This is a genomic window from Roseivirga spongicola (assembly GCF_001592965.1).
GTDB lineage: Bacteria > Bacteroidota > Bacteroidia > Cytophagales > Cyclobacteriaceae > Roseivirga > Roseivirga spongicola.
Genome location: NZ_LRPC01000023.1, coordinates 212,071 through 236,184, shown reverse-complemented (window position 1 = coordinate 236,184; position 24,114 = coordinate 212,071). Strand labels below are relative to the sequence as shown.

Below are 24,114 nucleotides of genomic sequence, written 5' to 3'. Positions count from 1 at the left end.
AGCTCCGCTTTCGAACCAACTGGCTCTCATCTCAAAACATTACAATCAAAAAGACCAGCCGTTTGGCTGGTCTTTTTGATTGTGGGATATACTGGATTCGAACCAGTGACCTCTGCCCTGTCAAGGCAGCGCTCTAAACCAACTGAGCTAATATCCCTTATGCTCTAAACCTCCCGATAACTATCGAGAGAGCTAATATACCAATAAGAAAGGCAGTCTCTCAACTGCCTTGCAATATTAGTAAAAGTCTTAATTCCTCTTAATGATTATACAGCTTTTTATAGTACTCATCGGCCATGCGTGATGCCCTGAAATACTTATTCACATCTTCCATACTTTGAAAATTGACCTCAACCCAACGGTCATGATCATCATAATACATCGGTACAATTTCTTCTTCCAAAATACGCATCATGTGATCTGCATCCCACTGGTCTTGCTCACCCTCTGGTGCAGATGTATCAGCTTCAGGAATTACGAAACCGTTTTTCCCGTGCTCACCAAACTCCAGTATCCAACCATCATTAGTTGAAAAATTGAGAGAACCATTCATAGCAGCCGTCATACCAGATGTTCCGGAAGCTTCTAGTGGAATTCTTGGGTTGTTCAGCCAAACATCAGATCCTTTCTTCATTAAGGCAGAAAGGCTCAACTCATAGCCTGTAAGAATGGTGGCATTGTGGTACTTTCTAGTAAAATGCACCAACCAGTTAAAAGTACTTACTGCTGAATGATCTAGTGGATATGGTTTCCCTGCCCAAATCACCTGAACTGGGTAGTCTTTATTATTTAATAAACGCTCGAACCTCGCAACATCTCTTGCTATCAGGTCAGCCCTTTTATATCCGGCAAATCTCCTTGCCCAAACTATAGTGAGTGCATTCGGATCTAGAATTTTCCCTGTCTGATCTGCAACCAATTGAAACAACTCGTTTTTGAGCTCCTTCTTACGCTTTACAAACTTCTTAGCATTACGTTTATCATACGCCTTCTCTAATTCTTTGTCCGTCCAATAAGCCTGGTTCTGGGCATTAGTAATGGGTATGATGTCGCAGATATTCTCAAACTCTCCCCACATTTCATTAGAAACCTGCTGATGTTTCTTAGAAACAGCATTGGCAATTTTAGACAGTCTTAAAGCAGCTAAAGTATGATTGAACATGCCCTGATCTAAACCGATTAGCTCATCAATTTCTTGAATGCTGAACCCATTGAAGAACCCTAGTTTATGCAGAAAATTAGGATCGTTAACTTCATTACCTGCTTTTACAGGCGTATGAGTAGTAAACACCAACTTCTCTTTCACTTTTTCAACACTTCCTAACTTTTCCAATAGCCTAAAAGCAGCGGGTAAAGCATGTGCCTCATTGAAGTGATACATATCTACTTCATGCCCCAGCGCCTCTAAAACCTTAGCTCCACCAACGCCCAATAAAATATACTGTGCAATTCTTGTCGCTATGTTATTGTCATAAAGCTTATGCGTAATGGTATGCGCCAGGTGATCATTTTCAGGATGATCGGTAGAGAGTAAAAAGATAGGTGCTGTCCCAAATACTTCAGGAGCCAAGTAATATACCTTTGCTTTTACTGGATGGTTATCAACCGAAACTTCAATATCGAAATCCATTTCCTGTAAGAAATTGTAATGCCTTTCTTGCCAAAGTACATCCAGTTCATTATTGTGCTTCCTCACCTGATCGTAGTATCCGTATTTCCATAGAATACCGATACCCACAACGTTCTGCTTAAGATCGTAAGCGCTTCTCATGTGAGATCCTGCCAAAAATCCGAGACCACCAGAGTAGATTTTCAGTGGTTGATCTATGGCAAACTCCATTGAAAAATAGGCCACAGGCTTTTCGTAGCCCTTGCCAAACTTGTACGGATGCTTAAGCTTGAAACTCATATCGATTCAATTGTTGAGATATTAAAATTACACGATTGGTTCAGCTATTTAACCGAGCCTGAACATTTCTTTTATGCAAACGATTGAGAACTTAACATGAAAAAACAGAGCATAAAAAGCTTATTCAAATTTCATTGTTATATGATCTAAATCAACTTTCTACGGGGCAGCTTTCAGCACCTTTGCCTCAAACAAAATCGCCATGAAAGTCAACTCCGCTTTAGAAGCAGTATCCATATTAAAATCTGGCCACAACGTATACCTTCATACAGCCGCGGCAACCCCAATTGCTCTTGTAGAAGCTATGAGCTCAAGAGCTTCAGAACTTAGAAATGTTTCTATCTATCAAATGCATACAGAAGGCCCTGCGCCTTATGCTGAACCAGAACATGAAGAATCATTCATTATCAACTCCATGTTTATTGGAGGAAATGTCCGCAAGGCTCACAAAGAAGGTAGGGCTAACTTTATTCCGTGTTTTTTGAGTGAGGTACCCATCATGATCAGGTCAGGGGTAGTTCCTATAGATGTGGCAATGATTCAGGTTTCTCCGCCCGACAGCCACGGTTTTTGCTCTTTAGGAGTTTCTGTAGATGCTACAAAAGCAGCAGTAGACACCGCACAAATTGTTATTGCACAGGTGAACCCAAGAATGCCAAGAACTCATGGCGATGGACTTATTCACCTCAGCAAATTTACTCGGTACTTTGAGCATGAAGCAGAACTACCTGAGCACCCAGCTCATGAATTAACTGACGTAGAACAAGAAATTGGTCAAAATGTAGCAGAACTAATCGAGGATGGTGCCACGCTACAGATGGGGATTGGTGCCATTCCTGATGCGGTGCTTTCATGCCTTGGTGGCCATAAAAACTTGGGAGTACACACTGAGATGTTCTCCGATGGTGTTATTCCTCTCATTGAAAAAGGTGTAATCAACAACAAGTTTAAAACTAAACATAAAGACTACTTGGTTTCTGGCTTTATGATTGGCACAAAAAAGCTTTACGATTTTGTAGATGACAACCCTATGATTAGAATGCTGGACATTCAATATGTAAATGACACTGCGGTGATCAGAAGAATGCCAAAAATGACCAGCATCAACTCAGCCATTGAAGTAGACCTTACAGGGCAAATATGCGCAGACTCTATCGGTACTATGATGTACTCGGGTGTTGGTGGTCAAATGGACTTTATTAGGGGAGCTAGTCTCTCGCCAGGCGGAAAACCAATTATTGCCCTTCCTTCAATTACGGGTAGAGGCGAAAGCAAAATTGTCCCTTTATTGAAACCTGGAGCAGGAGTTGTAACTACACGTGCACACGTACATTATGTAGTCACTGAATTTGGCGTGGCAGATCTCTACGGTAAAAGCATAAAGCAAAGAGCACAAGCACTTATCAATATTGCTCACCCAAACCACAGGGAGGAACTCAGCAGAGCCGCTTCAGCAAGGTTTATGGGCAAGTGCTTTAAGTAATAGAAAAAGCCTCCATCCCGAGATGGAGGCTTTTTCTTTATCTAATAACAATGAACTTCTTCCTAAGAAGCTTATTCTCACTTCTTACAAGCACTATATGTGTACCTTCCGGAAGGTATGATACATCAAGGCTTACCTGCCTTGTGGCTTGCTGAAGGGTAGTTTGACTAAACTCTGTACCAATATTGCTCAGTAGCTTAATGGTAGTTCCTTTTTGCAAGGTCTCTTCGAACTCAAGTTCCAGTACATCAGTGGCAGGAACAGGGTAAATCTTGGCCGAAATCTCCTGATAACCATCTTCTATACCTGCAAGCACTACTTCCACTAACTCTGAAGTAACTGAACATCCATTGGCATTAGTAGCTCTTAGCGAGTATTGTCCTGAAAGAACAGGTTCAAAAGCACTCGATGTTGCCCCTTCAATCTCTTCTCCATCCAAAGTCCATTGGTAGGAGATATTACTTACCTCTGTGGTTGTAAGCGTTCCCTGATTGTTAGTGACTGTTGGTACATCAGGTATACTATAAAGACTTGCTGTAACAGGAATTCTGAGCTTTGATTCTATACCTGAGAAAATGCCCGCAACGTAATAAGTCTTAGTCTCTGTTACATTAACTTCTATACTGCTACTCGTTGCAAAGGATGTTCCTTCTAATGCTGAGGTATACCAGTTATAATCGTCAGCTCCGGATGCTGATAAGTTTATTGAACCTGGACCACAGCTTCCTTCGTCTTTAACAGCAATATTAGAACCAAGTACGTCTACCGAGATTGTAATGGTCTTAGTATCTACTCCTCCATTAGCTGTTCCTCCATTATCCTTGATAGTTACCTCGATCGTTCCGCTACCGGTTTGATCTTGGATAGTTTGGAAGTTAAGCGTTGCGGATTCATTATCTGAGTTGATTGATATTGACGAACTTTCTACAATTCCAGAAACAGAGCTATTCAGTTCTATAGTCTGGTTTGCTTCTTCTCCTGCACTTAGCCCTGTTACAGTTAAGCTCAGCTCTCCAAGGTTCCGAACTATCTCTATTGCTTCTACCTCATTAATAGTTGGCTCCTCATTTACGTCAGTTACACTTATACTGAACGTTTTCGAATAGGAACCTTCATAATTATCTGTGGCTGTAACTGTAATGCTGTAGGTCGACTTCTCTTCAAAATCCAAGACATCCTTGACAACTAGGTTTGATCCATTAATCTCGAACGAATCATTATCTGTTACCCCTGACTCTAGCTCATAGGTATGCGTATCGGTACTATTCTGGTCTGTAGTAGAAAGTAATCCTATTACTGTAGCACTAGCTGAATTTTCCAGAACAGTAAGGCCTGAGATTTGGATGTCTTCGGGCACTATGTTCAACACTTTAAGGGTAGCTGTGGTTTCTCCTTGATAATTAGCATCATCAATCACAACTTTCACTATATACTCCCCTACTGTGGAAGGCACAGCTGACTCTTCATCATATGTAAGGGTGTAGTTCAAACCCGATGGAACTGTTGTGACTGTAACTGGTGTTTCCGCCTCACTATTAACAAACTCTAGTTCACCTAACATAATTTCAGCTTCAGCCTTGGCGATGTTCACTGCAAAAGTGGTAGTCACTGATTTACCTCTAGTATCCGTTGCCTTTAAAGTTACATTGGCTTCTCCTGCTCCCTGAACATTCATGTTCAAAACACCATCTGTAGAACTGATTGCCTCTGCAGTAACCACTGCTTCTGAGTCTATAGAAACAACTTCATAAGTCAGTTCTTGATCAGTACTCTCTGCATCTCTAAAATAGTCAAACAAACTTACCTCAAACTGACCCTCAGGAGCATAGGTCTCTTCCTGAGAAGGGATGTCCAATGCTGCCGGAGCTGTGTTTGGAGCTAATACATTGATAGTGATTTCTTGCTCTTTGACCTTTCCCTTACCATCGGAAATGAACAAAGTAAAACTATGCTCTCCTATATCCGATTCTTGAGGTGTTCCTGAGATAGTAGGCACAGTGTAACTTAATCTGTCTATTCTATTTGGTCCGCCTAATAAAACATCTCCATTAGAAAGTTCTTTTATGGCATAAACAGGAGAGAACACTACATCTTCTACATTTCCATAAATCGGCCCTTGGTATCCCTTCCCAGCAATAGTTGAGATGGTTCCCTCTTTCAAGTCAAGCTCCCTTAGAGACAAGTTGAAATCATCAAAAAATAGAATTTTACCATTTCTTAATAACTCAGAACTAGAAACTGAAGAAAACTGCGCCTCTTCCAAGCTTCCATCCTTAAACCCATAACCTTTAAACCCAGAGATAGACCTTACACTATTATCAGCCAATAACTTTAGTTTGTAGTTCTGGCTATCCCATATCAATATTGAGTCTTTGCCTAAAGCTATCAATGACTTGATGTTATAGAACCTCGCATCAGACAGAGCTCCATCAGCATCTTCTGGCGTAAATGTAAATGCCGGATTACCTGATAAATGTGAGTAATTACCTGTATCATCAACCTTTCCCAAAGAGAAAAGCTCGCCAGAAAATAAGCTACCAGTAACGTCTTCTACCAGCCCAGAAATCCAGAAAGGTATAGGGTCTCCAGAGTTATGATCGAAACCTGTATAAGCGGATAGTTGAGCGATAGGTCCTGATCCTAAAAGCGTAGAAACTTGACCATTAGCATCAATTAACCTGATAGAGGCATTTTTCCTGTCTCCAATTAATATATCTCCATTTGACCTTACTAGTAGACGTCTTGGCCAGTTAAATTGAGCTTCTGAAACATCGCCATTCAAATAGCCGGCTTCACCTGTACCTGCAAAAACCTCAAACTTTCCGTCTACTAACTTCATAATTCTATGCCCAGAACCATCTACAATTAGCGTATCACCCGTATGGGTAACTGCAATATCACTTACATTCACCGCCAACCGTTGTTGACTTGAGTCTGGCAAGGACTCAGAATAAATTGTATTAATAAACTCTTGGACTACCTGAGTAGAGTCCGCTGTAAGCCAGCCAGGGAAATCAGTAGAATTAAAAGCTAGGATATCACCATCCAAATCGCTTGCATCAAAGTTTAAGTCAAAGGAACTTCCTACTTCAACTTCAACATGGTCAGTTCCTGTGAAAATTGGCAAATCATTCTCTGGTTCTATAAAGAGGGAGATTTGGCCATTCATAGCCAACCTTCCTCCTAACTTTTTGAATTCAAAAAGGATATCAAATGTGGACCAATTTTCAGAAGAGAAATGGAGACAGGAAAGTATCTGATTGATTTGCTCTACATTTCCATTGATTAACCAAGCACCATCGCTCTGCCTTTCTAAAACACTTTTTTCATTGTGTATTAGATCAACTTCTATACCTTCGTTAACAGCAATTTTTACCTCCACGTTTTCTGATAAATCCGCTTCAATAGTTATTTCTGGAAGTTCAACTCTATTGGTTGATTCCTTTGCAAACAATACAGTATCTAGACCGGAGACTTGCAGTCTATCGTTTGAGAAAACCTGAATTTGAAATTCCTCAGACGCTATACCATCTTGATGATCCTTTACAGTCAACCTTATATGATTTTCACCCACATCGCTATCTTCCGGTAGTCCATAAAGCACTGGAACATCTACCCAAATTCTCCTAAGAGAGAATCTATCTGCTACATAAATTGCATTGTCTTCGATCAATAAATTGCCAACACTTCGGAATTGAATTTCATCTTCTAACCCGTCAGAGTACAGGTCACTATTGGCTACACCTGCTAGGGTCTCAATAAATCCAGAATTATTAATTTTCCTTAACAAAGTCCCTCCAGCATCTGTAAAATAGATTTCTCCATTTTTAGCTTCCTTTATCCCTCTTACACTACTAAGAGTCGCTTGACTTGAATATCCATCCGAAAGGCCATACCCTGCCCCATATTGATATAAGTATTGTCCAACTGAATTGAATCGATAAATGGCGTTTGTCGCTGCTATCAGGAAATCTCCATTGCTAGCTATATCGAAGGAATTCATTCCATTAAGAGTAACACTGGAAACGTTCAGTAGTGTTGAAACTTCTTTATCAATGAGATCCAAAACTCTAATTTCATTTCTCTGTTGAATGTAAATTTTGGTTTCGTCTTCAGAGAGTTCCAAATGTCGAATCCCTGCAAAAGTGGCTTCCTCTGATGTTCCATTAGCATTCCCATTCTCTCCAGTTCCTGCAAGGGTTGAAACATTCATATCCAAATCAATAAGCCTAATCACATTATTACCTGCGTCTGCAACGTAAATGAGACCTTCCGAAGAAATTGCTACTCCTTTTGGATTATGAAAAAGAGCCGAATTTGTAGAGCCATTTAAATAGCCTAGTTTCCCTTTACCTGCAACAAGAGATACCTCTCCCGAGTCAGCTATCTTAACTATTGAATGAGTTGCAGCGTCTGTCATTATAATCTCACCTTCTGAATTGAAGGCCATGTACTGAGACTCATATGGCCCAAAGTATAATTCCTTTTTAAAGAAGAATCCATCTCCATTAGGATCACCAGCAACCAATTCAGATTTGGACTTGGCTAATCGATAGGTTAACCAACTAGGCTTCTCTTGGAATTCTATACTCAGGTTCTTTCCATCTTCAGGGTCATTGAACTCAACTGGAATAATTATATTCTCGTTAACGAAGCTTACTGTGTCAGATATACTCTCAATTGTTGGCAAATCGTTAACAGGAGTCACATTCAGAGATATATAATCTTTATAAAAGAGCTTTCCTCCCTCCTTTCTGATATTAAACTCTACATAGCCGTTATAACTATTATTGAGTGACGGTTCAAACGAAAGCGTGGTTAGAATGTTATTCAACTCACTTTTAGAAGCTTTAAGATGATAGCTTTGACCTGCCTTAAACAAGGACAGGTCAGTATGCGAGGACTGAATAGTTCCAAAAGCATTGTATAGTCTAAAGGATACCTCAAAAATTTCATTCTCCTCTCCTGAAACAATTTCTATTGGATCCAGATCAAATTTCGGGTCATCCTCAATGTAGTTGAAAGCCTGAGGAAGCCCCGTTACATCAGGCCTGTCTCCAGGAAGTACTTCAAGAGGTACGTCTTTATTTATAGTATTGCCTGTAACATCTGTAATCTTAAATACTAGGTTAGTAGAACCAGTTGCCCCTTCAGTCGGAACACCAGTTAATTTATATTGTGGATTAAGTGTAATAACACGAATATCTCCATAGAGATTATCAAAAAAGGCATATCTATTTTTACCAATCCTAACAATATCAGAGTAATTACCCCAACTTGATTCTTCAATGTCGCCATCAGCTAGTGGTAAAATTCCTCTAGCTGTGATCGACCTGAAACGATTCGTTGAACTATCATATAGGTAGATAGTTCTATTGAGAAAAACGAGGATTTTCGAATTTTCGAAAGCAAAAAACTTTGTAGGATATGCAAAATTAGAATTAGACAGTGGAAATGCGTACTCAATAACCTCATTTCTAAGCCTGTGGTATTTTCTTCCACTGGTAGCACTTGAAATAATAACAGAACCATCTGTATCTAATTGAATAGCAGTTATGTTATCGAAATAAAATGGATTACCCAGCTCATCCTGAACAAAGCCATTGCCAGCAACTGTTTTAACGAGGAAATCAGCAGACATATGCCTCAGGGTATTTCTACTTGCAATAAAAAAACCATCATTTCCATCTGAAATTACATCTCGAATGTCATTAAAGTATGCATTTGTACCACTTCCATCAACATCACTAGTGAATCCACTTTCATTACCAGCCAAAATTTCCAGTGAATTATTAGCAAAGCGAAATATTCTGGAATTATCGAATAAATAGATTTGGTCATTTATAATCTTTATTCCTTTAAATCCAGAGAAGTTAGCTAAACTATATCCGGCATCATAAATGGTAACAACTTCTCCCTGTTCAGATACTCTTCTAATCTTATTTTTATCGGCTACATAGAAATAACGAGACTCCAGATTGTAAGCTAAACCTCTTGGTGAAGAGAATTTTGCTTCACCTTCGCCTCCATCAGTAATTTGGTTTTCGTTATAAACAATCTGAAAATCTGCAAGGGTTGAAACCTGAGCACTTAAGTCTATGTTCAACGCCATCCAATCGGGCATATTCTCGACATCAAGAACATACATATCGTTATCACCGTCTTCCACATTAACTTGGATATCCAAATTCAGGCCTTCCATTGCCTGCATGGCCAAGGGTGAGATTAAAACTGGATCATCATTTACAGGGCTCAGGTTAATTTGGAATTGTGCTTCCCTCGTAAAAAACCCATTCTCTCTCTTTGCTTTTACACCTACTACAATAGTCCCCGAGAAATCCTCTTGCGGATAAAACTCAAATGAATTCAAGAAATCATTTAGTTCAGTTTGAGTCCCTTTTATCCTCCATTCTCCTGTTTGCTCATTGTACCCGTTTTCTAATGTGGTACTCAGCTTAAACTTACCAGCATTAGGGTTGGATAAAGTAAGACTCAACTCAATATTAGCATCTGTCACTCCTGACATACTCATACCAGATAGGCTAACTGTCTCTTCATCTTCAACCCCAAAGAATGTCTGTTCCATTCCAATCAAAACGGGCATTCCATTCGATCTAACCTCTATCTCCATATCCAAAAGATAAGAAGACTGATAACCCTCGCTAAACTGAACCTTAAGCTGATTACTTCCTAGGTCAATATCTGATGGAGTACCATAACCTGTAATGCTCTGAATCCTCACTCTTCTTAAGTTACCTTGGTTAGAGTCGGCAATTAGTAGAAAACCGTCTCTTGTATTTACAAGGCTTAGCGGATTGTTAAATAGAGCTTCCTCGCCTACCCCATTTTCATAACCATAAGTATCGGATCCTGCAATAGTTCTCACAACTCCGTTCGATGTGAGAACACGTAGCCTATTCTGCTCTAAAAACCATGTGTTTCCATAATCATCTACCTCAATGCTTCTTATAATTGTTATGCCTGCATCAGTACCCTGGCCATCAGAACTAATAAATGAGCCGTTTCCAGCCAAAACTGTGATGTTTTCTGATGAAAGATCTGCTTCCCATACGTACCTTTCTCCAGCCATTAATAATTTACCAGTTGGAGAAAATGCGATAGTTCCCACATAACCACCTCCAAAGGTGGAAAATGCCCCCTCATTATTGTTAGTATATTTTCTTTCGACTACAATTTCAACTTCTTTATCTGGAGATAGCTTCAGTATTCTCCAAGGGTCATAAGTGTTTCCTTCTAGTATATATAGCTCTCCTTCAGGAGAAACAACCATGTCTCTTATCAGATTGATGTAAAGTGAAGGTTTCCATCCATTTTCTAGCCATGAACGACTTTCACCTGCAATAGTCCTCACAACACCTTCTCTGTCAAGCATTTTCAGCTTGTTATTCCAGGTGTCACCAAAGTAAATATTACCGGATTGATCAACGGCAATTCCTGACAACAGACCAAACTTGGCATTAGCGGCAGGGCCATCTTGATCTCCATTATTTATTGAACCCGCTATAGTACTTACAACACCAGTTGGACTAATTTTCCGAACTGAATACTGGTCTAGAAAAACGATAGTGCCATCTTCCAGTCTAACCATATTTGATGGGTTAACATATCGGGCTTCATCTAAACTCCCATCCAGTATGGTTTTTTCATCTATTGAACCACTATAAGCAAATACCTCAGGTTCTGATTTGATTGTTAACCAATCAGGCTTATCTAAAACCTCAAAATCGAAGTAGTAGTCGTCAGGGTCTGTTAGACTAAAATCTGTAAAGTACGGTATTTCGTTGTAGGCACTATCAGCAGGTAGAGGTTCAATAACCAAAGGGTCATTCACCGGGATTACCTCAAGAGTAATTGTTCCAGTATTTGGAACATGGCCTCCATTCCTAATGATTCTAACTTCTATTTGTGAGTCCTTGTCCAGGTTTTCCGTTGGAATAAACTGAACCTGCGCTAATGCTGTATTCACTTGTCCTGTTGTTCCAATGACTGACCATTCTCCTGAATTAGCAACATATGACTCCCCACTTCCAGATTCTGCTGATAGAATTCCTTGATTAGGCTTTTTAAATGATAATAGGACTTCAATGAGTTCATCTGCCGTTGTTCCTGAGATTACAATATCCTCTAGATCTACTACCGCATCTTCGGTATAAGTTAGGCTTTGGTTTAGGTTAGTAGCAGTCACTTTGTCTGAGGGAGACACATTAATAACAGTACTATGAAATCTTTCTACTCCAAAAATATCCCTAGCTATCAAAGATAGTTCTTGTTCGCCTACATCGTCATGATCAAAAACACCCTTTACTTTATCTATGGATTGATAGTGAATCATTAGCGTACCTCTCCTCTCATCATTGACTAGAATTCTTCCTTCATCAACGAACAACTCAAACCCAAGAATACTATGATGCAAAGAATTCCCCTCCTCAATAAATGGAGCGGCTCCTGCTCCAGCAATCTGATTAAGCTCCTTTGTAATCAAATTGAATGTATACAATTTGAGCAGGTTGTCTACTTCCATATTAAAGACAACAACATCATCTGTCAAATAGGCTATGTTTGTTGACTTGAATTCCTGATTGGGTAATGGAATTATTTCCATTACCCCATTTTTCACCTTGTACAGATTATGCGAAAAGTGGTCTGCAACAATAATCTCATCTCGAGAGTTTATATCAGCTGCAGTAGGGTAAGCCCATTCATTTGTGTCAAAATAGGTGGATACAACATTATTGTTAGTATCAAGCTTTCGAATACGCCCACCAATTGGCTCTATTATATATATATGCCCTTTACTATCTATTAAAACATCACTTGGATCCAGTAGTTCAGCGACATTTGCAGGACCATCAACATATCCATCACGCCCATGCTTCCCAATAATAACTGTACCTTCTGCTTCTGGTGTTATCTTAATCAACCTGTCTTCCCAACCATCATCGATGACATAGAGGTTATCATTACCGTCAATAGTAATACCTGACGGCCCTTTAAACTGTAACTCTGAGCCAATTCCTTCATTGAGACCGTGAGTCCCTCCCGCGAATAAAGAAACCTCTCCAGAAGGTGTAACTTTGTATATTTTAAAGTTACCCCTATCCATTATAAAGTAATTTCCTCTTGAATCCTTGACTAAACGGTTAGGCTGATTGAATTGAGCGGAAATCCTTCCTCCTAGACGATCCCCCTTAACACCTGTCCCTAGGAAGGTAGCAACTCTCCATGTAAGATTAGCACTTAGTGACTCTGGTAACTCTAAAGGCAAGACCTGTACTGGAATCTGGGTCTCAACTTCTGGTATATGGTTAAATTCAAGCTCAGCATAAGCGTTTACCTCTGTTGGTGATACAAAGTCAATTTGGTTAGGATACGGCAAAACAATAACTGGCTGATAAATCACTGTATTCAATGCCCCGTCTGATAGTCTGAGTCTAAGATCTGTAACCCCTAAATCTTTATTGTTTGTTTTAAATTTGACTTTATAAGAAGACTTGTCTTCCAAATACTCAAAAGTCACATCGTTACCATCCACAAAGTCATTATCAGAGGAAATATCCATTTCCATTGTAACACTCTCATCTTCATAAAGTCCTGGAGAGACTCCGGTTATTAAAAACTCATATTCTCCAGCATCACTAAACTGAAAAAATTGAGGTTCAATAGGATCAGTAATAGGCGGATCATTTCTTCCAGCCACTTCAACTATTGCAGTTCTCTCATCATCTGAGAGAAACTCTCCATCCGTTGCCCTCAACTTAAAGGCTTCAAGTTCACCGAATTGATCCTTAGATGGAGTCCAACTATAGTTTAAAGTTCTGTACAACGTATCGCCTACTTGCGCTTCTCGATAGTCTCCCTCGAAACTACCTTCAATCTTTCCTGAAATTAACTCAGTAAGCAGATACCTCACCTCATCTCCATCTTGATCAGAAGAAATAACACGATACCAGAAGTTTGAAGATTGAAAGTCCAAGGCATAATCCTCCACCCCTCCCGTTATTAACCTAATTTCAGTTAACTCAGGTTTGTAATCATTAACAGGGTTCACTATAAATGGGCCTACCAATGTTTCTACAAGGTTAATCCCATCTTGGATTGTCACTTTAATATTATCTACTTGACCGTATTCATCTTCTAATGGCGTGAGTATTAGTTCAAAGAATGTAGTATCTCCATCAGTACTTAGTTGATTCACCTGAAGCCCAGAATTGTTCATTAATGAGGTTCCAGCCTCATCAATGCTAGCCGAAACCTTAAGTAAGTCTTGTTCTTTATCAACTACCTTGAAGGTCATTCTACCATCATTATCTTCATCTACAATAGTGGATGAAGTTTGCCTATATACCACAGGCTTTGAATTACTAGCTGTGCTGAACCAACTTAAACTTTCCGAATTATCCACCGCAGCGACTGAATACACTCTTTCATCTAAAGTTGGCAAATCAACACCAGAGAAGGGCTCTGATATTGACTGTATAAATACGGTATCCAACACATTATCCTTCATCGTAGAATAAACCCGCAATTCAGTAGTAGATGGATGAGTCATTCCGAATGAAAGACTTAATTGATTTAAATAATCGGTGTTATCATGCTTTCTACGAGAAGTTAACACTGGAGGCATTAGGAGATTTGTTGAAGCTGGTGTATTCAGAAAACCAGAATAGTCGACCACTCCATAACTAATGTAGTCATTATAGTGATAGATTGTTTCCTCTATTTGATCCGAAGTTGTATACTGATCAAAGTAGTTACTCTTGGCATCTACTGGCTTTGAGCTTAAATTACTAATAGCATCTAAAGGATGTGAATAGAAATTTGAGTTATTAACAACGAACGAGGCGAAGTTCTCCAAACCCAATACTCCGTTGGTTCGTCCTCCATCATAGTTAACCAAAGTTGAATTAAGTATTTTAGACTCTCCTGATATATTATAACCATCATACCCTGAAATATGAATAGCCCATCTTCCGCCATCCCCATTCACGTAACAATCTGTCATTAATAGTCTACCCACTTTGAGTGGAGCTGCTACGTATATTGTACCAGACGAACCATTTGATAAATTCTTGTCTACAAAAAAGACAGATTTATCAGCGATAACGTAAGCACTAGGCAAGTGAATGGGAGAGTTAATAAACTTCGAATTGGCTATATTAATAGGGCCAGCCTTTGGATTCCCATCCCCCTCAATAACTTTTGAGTCAACCAAAGTGGTATTTCGAAAATCGAGATTTGCTCCACAGCAACCAATAAGAAACTCACTATCATAGAATGAATTATGACTTAATAATATCCCTGCGTTATATGAACCACTATAGATTCTGGAATTTTCACCTTTAGAATCCCTTATTTCTATTGGCTCACTTCTTGGATATGCTCCGTACACCGTGGTATAATTCAGGTATGAGTGTTTAATAACCAACTTACCTGAGCTTTGATAGCCATCTGTTGCCAGATAGTTACCGAGAAAACTAGAATTTGAAACAGTCAGTGTTCCTGTTACTTTGATAGGCGCTTGTTGATGTTCGGTCTCTTTGCTTACTCTTAAAAAGAGTGATTTAATATCATAATTAGAAGCCCTAGACTCAACTTGAAGATAGGAGAGAGCACTGTTTGATAAGTTTGTTTCCTGAAAACTTAGAAAAAATTTAGATTCTGAAGCCTGACTAATCAACCCATCTTCAAACCTTATTGAATCAGTACTAGCCCCTTGCGCATTTAAGGAACCTTTAATAAGAATTTGAACATTTCCAGTTCGTCTAACAATTACCCCTGGCTCAATAGTCAAAGTAACTCCTGTCCCAATTCCCACATCACCAGTTAAAACATATGGCGAATTGGTCTTAGACCAAGTTGTGTTGGTTAAAATATTCCCACTAACATTGGTCTGAGAAAATAGAACTGTACTGCAAATAATTAGCAGAAAGGAGATTAATAGTGCACGCATATCTAAAAATTAATGGCCAATAATACCACTACAAACACACCTAAAAAAGCCGTTGAAATAATATATTTTCAAAGAAATAAGAAATATCACTTTTTCTTGACAAGACTCTCGAAATAAAAATGAAAACACAAAAAAAAGCCTCCAATTGGAGGCTTTGAACTTCAATTTCTGTTAAGAGAACTACTCCCCTTTTATACTTGCACTTAAGTACTCTCTATTCATTCTAGCTATGTTGTCTAGGGAAATTCCTTTAGGGCATTCCACTTCACATGCACCAGTGTTTGAACAGTTTCCGAAGCCTTCTTCGTCCATTACTTTTACCATGTTTTGTACACGTTCTTTAGCTTCTACCTGACCTTGTGGTAACAAGGCAAACTGAGAAACTTTAGCAGAAACGAACAACATAGCAGAAGCATTCTTACAAGAAGCTACACAAGCACCACAACCAATACAGGTGGCTGCATCGAAAGCTTCATCGGCCTTTTGCTTCTCAATAGGAATAGCGTTAGCATCTTGGGTGTTACCTGAAGTATTGACACTTACAAACCCACCGGCAGCCATTACTCTATCAAAAGCACTTCTGTCTACCATCAAGTCTTTGATAACAGGGAAAGCCTTTGCTCTCCATGGCTCAATGTAAATGGTATCGCCATTATTGAATTCTCTCATATGGAGCTGGCAAGTAGTAATACCTCTACCAGGGCCATGAGCTTCTCCGTTAATGTACATTGAGCAGCTACCACAGATACCTTCTCTACAGTCGTGATCGAATACCACAGGCTCTTTACCCTCTTCAATCAACTGTTCGTTTAATATATCCATCATCTCTAGGAAAGAGCTATCTGGTGAAATATCAGAAACCTGATAAGTCTCCATTTGGCCTTTTTCCTTTTGACTTTTCTGTCTCCAAACTTTAAGCGTAAGGTTTAATCCTTTATGAGCTGACATATTTTGAATATCTATTTTCTTAAATCAATTATTTGTAGGAACGAGTCTTGAGTTCAATATTCTCATAGACTAATGGCTCCTTGTGTACCACTGCATCTGAAGGCTCTCCTTTATATTCCCAAGCAGAAACGTAAGTGTAATTTGCGTCATCGCGCATTGCCTCACCTTCTTCAGTACTGTGCTCTTCTCTAAAGTGACCACCGCAAGACTCTTCTCTTTCCAGAGCGTCTCTTGCAAACAACTCCCCTAATTCTAGGAAGTCTGCCACTCTACCAGCCTTCTCCAACTCTTGGTTGATTCCTTCTGCAGAGCCAGGCACCTTTACATCTTTCCAGAATTCCTCACGGATTTGTTTGATTTCAGCAATAGCTTCGTTCAATCCTTGAGCATTTCTAGCCATACCCACTTTATTCCACATTACTTTACCTAAACGCTTGTGGAAATAATCTACCGACTTGCTTCCTTTATTATTCATAAAGAAGTCGATTCTATCTTTTACCGCTTTCTCAGCCTCATCGAACTCTGGTAAGTCAGTAGAAATTTCGCCAGTTCTAATGTCATCTGCTAAGTAGTCTCCAATGGTATAAGGCAATACGAAGTACCCATCTGCCAAACCTTGCATTAGAGCAGAAGCACCTAAGCGGTTGGCTCCGTGGTCTGAGAAGTTAGCCTCACCAATAGCGTAACAACCAGGAATGGTAGTCATTAAATTATAATCAACCCAAACACCACCCATTGTATAGTGTACTGCTGGGTAAATCTTCATTGGAGTTTTGTATGGGTTATCTGCAGTAATCTTCTCGTACATCTGGAAGAGGTTACCGTATTTTTTCTCAACTACTTTTTCTCCCAACTCTCTAATTTGAGTTTGAGAAGCGTTGTGGTATCCTTTTACATTCGCTTCTTCCTGGCCATATCTCATAATGGCTGAAGAGAAGTCTAAGTAAACAGCTTCACCAGTTTCGTTCGTACCTACTCCGTAACCAGCATCGCAACGCTCTTTAGCAGCTCTAGAGGCAACATCTCTAGGTACTAGGTTACCGAATGAAGGATATCTTCTTTCTAAGTAGTAATCTCTGTCTTCTTCAGCAATATTAGTCGGATCTAATTTTCCGGCTCTTACCGCTTCGGCATCTTCTTTCTTTTTCGGAACCCAAATTCTACCATCATTTCTCAATGACTCAGACATCAATGTTAGCTTAGATTGCTGGTCTCCATGTTGAGGGATACAAGTAGGGTGAATTTGAGTGTAGCAAGGGTTAGCGAAGAAAGCACCTTTTTTGTGCACTTTCCATCCTGCTGAGACATTAGACCCCATTGCATTAGTAGAAAGGAAGAATACGTTACCATACCCTCCCGATGCTATTACTACAGCGTGAGCAGAGTGTCTTTCAACTTCACCAGTAACCAAGTTACGTGCGATAATACCACGAGCTTTTCCGTTTACAATCACCAAATCGAGCATCTCGTGGCGATTGTACATTTTGATTTTACCTTTACCAATTTGACGAGACATGGCTGAATAACAACCTAGTAACAGCTGCTGACCTGTCTGCCCTTTGGCATAGAAAGTTCTTGATACTTGAACACCACCGAATGAACGGTTATCTAACAATCCACCGTAATCTCTAGCGAATGGAACACCTTGCGCTACACACTGGTCAATGATGTTTGCAGATACTTCTGCCAAACGGTATACATTAGCTTCTCTAGAACGATAGTCACCACCCTTTACAGTATCATAAAACAATCTGTAAGTAGAGTCACCATCACCCTGATAGTTCTTTGCTGCGTTGATCCCCCCTTGAGCTGCAATTGAGTGAGCTCTCCTAGGAGAATCTTGGTAACAAAATGCTTTTACGTTGTAACCCAATTCAGCAAGAGTTGCTGCCGCTGAGCCACCAGCCAAGCCCGTACCCACCACAATAACATCGATAAGACGTTTGTTTGCAGGGTTTACTAGCTTGATATTATTCTTATGATTGGTCCATTTATCTGCAATAGGACCTTGAGGGATTTTTGAATCTAGCTTTGTCATTCTTACTTACTTAATGTGAAGTTAAATGATGATATAAGGCGATGAAGATGAATCCGGCAGGAATCAAAATCGCGTAGATGTTTCCGAACTTTTTGATGCCCGGAGTATATTTTGGATGTCTCGCTCCCATAGACTGAAAGGCCGACTGAAAACCGTGCATTAAGTGCATGGCAAGTAGTATAAAAGAAAGTGAGTAAATACCTACTCTCACAGGGTCATGGAACTTCTCAACCATCTCATGATAATAGCGATATTCGCCATTTATCATTCCAGACATATCTCCTTCAATATACTTGGTAGTAATCTCAGGCACCCAGAAGTCGTAGAAGTGCAGCCCTAAAAAGGCTAAAATCACCGCTCCTGAGATAATCATGTTACGAGAGAACCAAGATGAATTTGCCTGCCCTTTATTCATGGCATACTTAACTTCTCTTGAATTTCTGTTCTTAATTTCTAGAGCAAATCCCATTGCAAAGTGATACACCACAGCAAAAATAAGAACTGGCTGAAGTGCGAACTGCACAAGAGCATTCGTTCCCATAAAATGAGAAATGTCGTTAAAGACAGTCTCACTAAATACTGAGGTGAAGTTGATGACAAAATGCTGAAGAAGGAAGATCATTAGGAAGAGTGCCGAAAGTGCCATGGCAAACTTTCTTCCTATCGAACTGCTGAAGGTATTCTTTACCCAACTCATTTAATTTCAATAGTTAAAATTCAGAATCAAAATTACTGTTCAAACCTTTGCAAACAAAAGCAATTTAGCTTGGAACTATTCTAAATAAGCTCCATGCCAGACGAACAGCCTGTTTTAAAAGTTTGTTTGGGCAATACTGGTAATTATTTAGAAATCTAAGCCCAACTAGAAAAATGCTCACAGTGTCTTAAAGGTAGGTTATTTATTATCTCAGGTGTGATATTGGTAACCTTAGCGTGATTTTTCTGTTTGAAGATATAACTTAGAGACTTAATTGCGTTTAGCAAAAGGGCTATTGACATTATGCTGCGAAAACTTCTACTTCTAACTATCCTTCTATCGTTTGCAGCCATTGAGGCTTGGGCAACCCACATAAGAGCAGGAGAACTGACTGCGGTTCGAATTTCTCAATCTAGTCTTAGGTATCGTTTTACACTCGTAATATATAGAGATACAGAGTCTGGAGTAATTGTTGGAGAAGGCGGGCTTTTGAATTTTGGTCAAGGAAGAATTTTGGAAGGAAAGCCAGAATTAGAGGCCGCCTCTGTGAGTGGCTCTTTCTCAGAAACCAATATAGGCAACCAAACCTCAAAAGTGGTTATTGAATGGGAACACACTTTCGATGGCCCTGGGGTTTATGTAGTTAGTTACACAGAACAAAACAGGAATGCCAATATTGTGAACCTTGGAGGTGCTTCTTCAGACAACATCCCATTCCACATTGAGACGGTAATCCGAATTGACCCAGGGTTAGATGTAAATGGCACACCACAACTAACCATTCCTCCTATAGATAGGGCTTGCATTGGAGCTAAATTCATTCATAACCCAGGTGCTTACGACCCAGACGGTGACAGCTTAGCATATAAACTAGTAACCCCACTACAAGATAGAGGCACTGAAGTAGTTCCTTATTTGCCTCTAGATGATCCCTCAATTTCTACAATCAGTGAAGGAGGAGGTAGTCCGGCTCAATTTAGTATTGACCCTGAAACAGGAGATTTGATTTGGAACGCCCCTATGTTTGCCGGAGAATACAATGTTGCATTCATTGTTGAAGAATGGCGTTTTTCCTCGTTTACTGGTCGTTATGAGCTTTTGGGTTATGTGACTAGAGATATGCAAATCATTGTAGAAGATTGCGATAATGAACGCCCCCTTTTAGAAATACCAAACGACACATGTATTGAAGCTGGTACGCAATTAGAAGCATTAATTCGAGCTACCGACCCTGATGGCAATGATGTATTAGTAGAGGCTTTTGGAGGACCATTTCAGGTTAATACATCTCAAGCCGAATTCTTGAATCTGCCTGGCCTAGACGATACTCGCGACTTTAGACCTGAACCATCTGAACACTTATTCAGATGGCAAACGAACTTCTCACACATTCAGTCTAGACCCTTTGAAGTACAATTTAAAGTGACTGATCAACCTAATGATCCTGATGCACCTAAACTTACTGATTTTCAAAGATGGAACATTAAGGTTGTGGCTCCAGCACCTACAGGGTTAACAGCTAACATACTAACAGGTCAATCCATCGAACTCAATTGGGACAACTATGTGGCCGCCAACCTGAATCCAAAAATGGAGATTTACAGAAGAGTGGAAAGCTACGATTTCACCCCTGAGAATTGTAATGTTGGAATCCCTGCTAACTCTGGATACGAATTGGTAGATGACGTTGCCATTGGCCAAACTTCTTTTACCGATGATAACGACCTTAGACCAGGAGTAAACTATTGCTACAGAATTGTAGCAGAATTTCCATTGCCTTCTGGAGGAACCAGCTATGCATCTTCCGAGGTTTGCGTTCTTATTCCGCTAGATGTGCCAGCTATAACAAATGTATCTGTAGAAGAAACTAGTGATACCAATGGTGAGATTTTCGTGAAGTGGACCTCTCCTCTTGAGATCGACCAAACCTTATTTCCCCCACCTTATACTTATGAATTAGTAAGGTACAATGGTTTTAATGGAACAAGTGGAAGGACTTTACTTACCACTACTACCGATACAGTTTTTAACGACACTGGCTTGAACACAATGGATCAGCCATACAATTATCAGGTTAGATTTTACGATGCTGGCGACAATCTGATAGACAGTTCTGCCACTGCATCTTCTGTTAGACTAGAAGCACTAGGCAGAGTTAAAGCTGTTGACCTTTCATGGTCTGCAGATGTCCCTTGGTCATTACAAATCCAAAGCGCCCCTTATCATCTAATCTATAGGAACAGAACTGATGCTGCAGCTGAAGACGAAAGTAACTTTGTCCTAATTGATAGTGCACTGGTCACAGCAGACGGATTAAAGTATTACGATGATGGCTCTTTTAATGGTATAGAACTGCTAGACGATAGGGAGTACTGTTACTTCATTACAACCAGAGGTGGCTATGGAAACCCAAAAATCCCTTCACCTTTAATTAATAATTCACAAATTCTATGTGTTCAACCTAACGATGAGGTTGCACCTGAAAAGCCTGTTATTGAAGTAGACCCAGAAAAACCAACTGAAGAGATTGAAGGGCCAGATGGACCTTTGGTTGTGTTGGAAAATGAAAACTGTGAGAGACTTCAGTTCGAACCCTGTAGCTTTGCTAACTTTAGCAACACCATTACTTGGACTTCTGATGATATAGATGATGATATCGCTAGGTATAATATATACTTCTCTCCAACTGGTGCGGAAGCTGATTATAGTTTGGTGGGAACTAGTCAACAAACCTCCTTCCAACATACTGGACTAGCCTCGTTAAAAGGCTGTTACAAGGTGTCTGCAGTAGATAGGAGCAATAACGAAAGCGAATTGAGTTCAGCTATTTGCTTCGACAATTGTCCTTATTATGAGTTACCAAACACTTTCACTCCAAATGATGATGGTATTAATGATACGTTCAGAGCATTTGATCAACCCAACGGCAAATGTCCGAGGTTTGTGGAGTCGGTTGCTTTCAAAGTATTCGACAGATGGGGAGGAAAAGAAATTTTCAGCTACTCTACTACAGACACTACCGAGCCTAACTTCTTTATCGACTGGAATGGCTTAGATTCTAACGGAGTTCAGCTACCTAGTGGAACCTATTATTATACAGCTACTGTTACTTTTGATGTACTTGACAAGAGAAAAGAAACACAAGAGTTTAAGAATTGGGTAAAGCTGATAAGATAGTGGAGAAAGATATTTTACTATTTGACGGGGTCTGTAACTTGTGCAACAGTTCCGTCAATTTCATCATCGATCACGACCCCAAGGGGCACTTCAAGTTTGCGGCATTGCAATCTGAATTCGGCCAAAAGAAACTTGAAGAGTTAGGATTTGACCAAGAAGAGTTCGATAGCTTGGTGCTATTGTCTGGAGACAAAGTTTACAAGAAAAGCTCGGCTGCCTTAAGAATTGCCAAGAAGCTTTCAGGACTGTATCCACTCCTATACGTCTTCATCATTATTCCCCCGTTTATTAGACATGGAATTTATAACATTATAGCCAAAAACCGCTACAAGTGGTGGGGAAAAAGAGACAGCTGCAGAATGCCTTCATCAAATTTACAGGCTCGCTTCAAAATAAAATAATTTGATTTATTGAAAATCTTAACCTATTAATGCATATGTTTATTTAAAAAGAAAATAATCGCATATGAAAACTCTATTTGTAATTCTCATTTCGTTTATGACAATTCCAACAACCTCAAAAGTTATTGAAAATGACTCTTTTGGAAATACATCGCCCTCATTTGAATTACTAATGTATGATTCAAGTGGTAATTTGGTAGACCCGAGTACAATTTCATCTGGTTCAGGTTATAATTTTAGAGCAAGGGCAATAGGTAATATCTGTCCAAATAATTCTGCTTATCAGGTTGTAGAAATATTCAATGTTTCCTCATCTCTTCTTGGTTACGCAAGAGATGCATCATGCGGAACATTCACAATAGCCGGTGGTAATTTTTCTGTTAATTCCTCCAATTGGTATGTCACCGTAGCGCCACTTGATACACAAACTTGGAACCCTGATATGGGTTCTGCAAAATGCATAGGCCCAAGTCAACTTGCTCCTTGTATTTAATATTAACACGAACATTTTAAGCAAAGAGATCGTGATGGCGATCGCTTTTTTATTAATACCAAATGATATCTCATTTATGAAAGCATATGTTTTCCCAGGTCAGGGAGCACAATTTCCAGGAATGGCGAAAGACCTTTACGAGTCTTCCGAAGAAGCAAAGAGACTGCTGGAAGTAGCCAACGAAATTTTAGGATTCAGAATCACTGACATCATGTTCGATGGAACTGATGAAGAGTTGAAGCAAACTAAGGTGACCCAACCTGCCATATTTCTCCATTCTGTGATACTAGCCAAGATTTCTGATGATTTTAAGCCAGACATGGTAGCTGGTCATTCTCTTGGAGAGTTTTCTGCCCTTGTAGCCAGTGGCGTGCTATCATTTGAAGACGGATTAAAATTAGTCTCGCAGAGAGCTTTAGCCATGCAAAAAGCTTGCGAAACCAACCCTTCTACTATGGCGGCTATTCTAGGTTTGGAAGATGCTGTTGTAGAAAAAATATGCTCTGACATTGATGAAGTAGTTGTTGCAGCCAATTATAACTGCCCTGGACAACTGGTTATTTCAGGTTCACATAAAGGTATTGAATTAGCTTGCGCTGCTGCTAAAGAAGCTGGAGCGAAGAGAGCCCTCCCCCTACCCGTTGGTGGAGCATTCCACTCTCCACTTATGGAGCCTGCAAGGGAAGAACTAGAAAAAGCAATCGACTCAACAGTATTCAGCCAAGGCATTTGTCCTATTTATCAAAATGTGACTGCCAAAGCCTCTACTGACATCAACGAGATCAAGGAAAACTTGAAAATTCAATTAACGGCTCCAGTACGATGGACTCAATCGGTTCAGGCTATGGTGGCCGATGGTGCAACTCAGTTTGTGGAATCTGGCCCAGGCAAGGTACTACAAGGCTTAGTGAAGAAAATTCACAGAGCAGCTGAAGTAAGTAGCATCTAAAATCACCTTCCGAATAATATTATAGGCCTGATTCTTATGAATCGGGCT

Annotated in this window: 10 protein-coding genes and 1 tRNA gene; 5 read left to right on the top strand and 6 right to left on the bottom strand. The window is 39.8% G+C overall.

Annotation, left to right across the window (positions count from 1 at the left end; all coding sequences use genetic code 11):
* Positions 1 to 82 precede the first annotated feature (82 nt).
* Positions 83 to 157 (bottom strand) — tRNA-Val (locus AWW68_RS12040).
* Positions 158 to 259: 102 nt separating this feature from the next.
* Positions 260 to 1,909, bottom strand: a complete 1,650-nt coding sequence (gene glgP, locus AWW68_RS12035; RefSeq protein ID WP_068221359.1) for an alpha-glucan family phosphorylase — start codon at positions 1,907 to 1,909, stop codon at positions 260 to 262.
* A 202-nt stretch (positions 1,910 to 2,111) separates the two neighbouring features.
* On the opposite strand from glgP, the gene AWW68_RS12030 reads away from it, so the two are divergent.
* Positions 2,112 to 3,392 (top strand): acetyl-CoA hydrolase/transferase family protein, encoded by a 1,281-nt coding sequence (locus tag AWW68_RS12030; RefSeq protein WP_068221358.1) that lies wholly within the window; start codon positions 2,112 to 2,114, stop codon positions 3,390 to 3,392.
* Positions 3,393 to 3,429: 37 nt separating this feature from the next.
* Here the strand turns inward: AWW68_RS12030 and AWW68_RS12025 are convergent, their stop codons facing one another.
* The 4 genes from AWW68_RS12025 to AWW68_RS12010 form a co-directional block, all read right to left on the bottom strand.
* Positions 3,430 to 15,363 (bottom strand): MBG domain-containing protein, encoded by an 11,934-nt coding sequence (locus AWW68_RS12025; protein WP_068221357.1) that lies wholly within the window; start codon positions 15,361 to 15,363, stop codon positions 3,430 to 3,432.
* A gap of 180 nt (positions 15,364 to 15,543) precedes the next feature.
* A complete protein-coding gene (locus AWW68_RS12020) occupies positions 15,544 to 16,311 on the bottom strand; it encodes a succinate dehydrogenase/fumarate reductase iron-sulfur subunit (RefSeq protein WP_068221355.1) in 768 nt (255 codons plus the stop codon).
* Between the two features lie 28 nt (positions 16,312 to 16,339).
* Complete coding sequence (locus AWW68_RS12015) at positions 16,340 to 18,349, bottom strand: fumarate reductase/succinate dehydrogenase flavoprotein subunit (RefSeq protein ID WP_068221353.1); 2,010 nt, start codon at positions 18,347 to 18,349, stop codon at positions 16,340 to 16,342.
* A 10-nt stretch (positions 18,350 to 18,359) separates the two neighbouring features.
* Positions 18,360 to 19,046 carry a succinate dehydrogenase cytochrome b subunit gene (locus AWW68_RS12010; protein ID WP_068221351.1) on the bottom strand — a complete coding sequence of 229 codons (687 nt, stop codon included), beginning with the start codon at positions 19,044 to 19,046 and terminating at the stop codon, positions 18,360 to 18,362.
* 303 nt (positions 19,047 to 19,349) lie between these two features.
* Here AWW68_RS12010 and AWW68_RS12005 point away from each other — a divergent pair, with 303 nt between their 5' ends.
* The 4 genes from AWW68_RS12005 to fabD all read left to right on the top strand — a co-directional run bounded on the left by AWW68_RS12005 (position 19,350) and on the right by fabD (position 24,066).
* Positions 19,350 to 22,223, top strand: a complete 2,874-nt coding sequence (locus tag AWW68_RS12005; RefSeq protein ID WP_068221350.1) for a T9SS type B sorting domain-containing protein — start codon at positions 19,350 to 19,352, stop codon at positions 22,221 to 22,223.
* Positions 22,223 to 22,624 (top strand): thiol-disulfide oxidoreductase DCC family protein, encoded by a 402-nt coding sequence (locus AWW68_RS12000; protein WP_068221395.1) that lies wholly within the window; start codon positions 22,223 to 22,225, stop codon positions 22,622 to 22,624. Before AWW68_RS12005 ends, AWW68_RS12000 begins: the two co-directional genes overlap by 1 nt.
* 64 nt (positions 22,625 to 22,688) lie before the next feature.
* Positions 22,689 to 23,117, top strand: a complete 429-nt coding sequence (locus tag AWW68_RS11995) for a hypothetical protein (RefSeq protein WP_157717625.1) — start codon at positions 22,689 to 22,691, stop codon at positions 23,115 to 23,117.
* Positions 23,118 to 23,193: 76 nt separating this feature from the next.
* On the top strand, positions 23,194 to 24,066 hold the full coding sequence (gene fabD / locus AWW68_RS11990) for an ACP S-malonyltransferase (RefSeq protein ID WP_068221346.1): 873 nt from the start codon (positions 23,194 to 23,196) through the stop codon (positions 24,064 to 24,066).
* Positions 24,067 to 24,114 lie beyond the last annotated feature (48 nt).

What these genes read in the sequence shown, in the direction of transcription:
- glgP (WP_068221359.1), bottom strand. Translation starts at nt 1,909, where the DNA reads ATGAGTTTCAAGCTTAAGCATCCGTACAAGTTTGGCAAGGGCTACGAA.
- AWW68_RS12030 (WP_068221358.1), top strand. Translation starts at nt 2,112, where the DNA reads ATGAAAGTCAACTCCGCTTTAGAAGCAGTATCCATATTAAAATCTGGC.
- AWW68_RS12025 (WP_068221357.1), bottom strand. Translation starts at nt 15,363, where the DNA reads ATGCGTGCACTATTAATCTCCTTTCTGCTAATTATTTGCAGTACAGTT.
- AWW68_RS12020 (WP_068221355.1), bottom strand. Translation starts at nt 16,311, where the DNA reads ATGTCAGCTCATAAAGGATTAAACCTTACGCTTAAAGTTTGGAGACAG.
- AWW68_RS12015 (WP_068221353.1), bottom strand. Translation starts at nt 18,349, where the DNA reads ATGACAAAGCTAGATTCAAAAATCCCTCAAGGTCCTATTGCAGATAAA.
- AWW68_RS12010 (WP_068221351.1), bottom strand. Translation starts at nt 19,046, where the DNA reads ATGAGTTGGGTAAAGAATACCTTCAGCAGTTCGATAGGAAGAAAGTTT.
- AWW68_RS12005 (WP_068221350.1), top strand. Translation starts at nt 19,350, where the DNA reads ATGCTGCGAAAACTTCTACTTCTAACTATCCTTCTATCGTTTGCAGCC.
- AWW68_RS11995 (WP_157717625.1), top strand. Translation starts at nt 22,689, where the DNA reads ATGAAAACTCTATTTGTAATTCTCATTTCGTTTATGACAATTCCAACA.
- fabD (WP_068221346.1), top strand. Translation starts at nt 23,194, where the DNA reads ATGAAAGCATATGTTTTCCCAGGTCAGGGAGCACAATTTCCAGGAATG.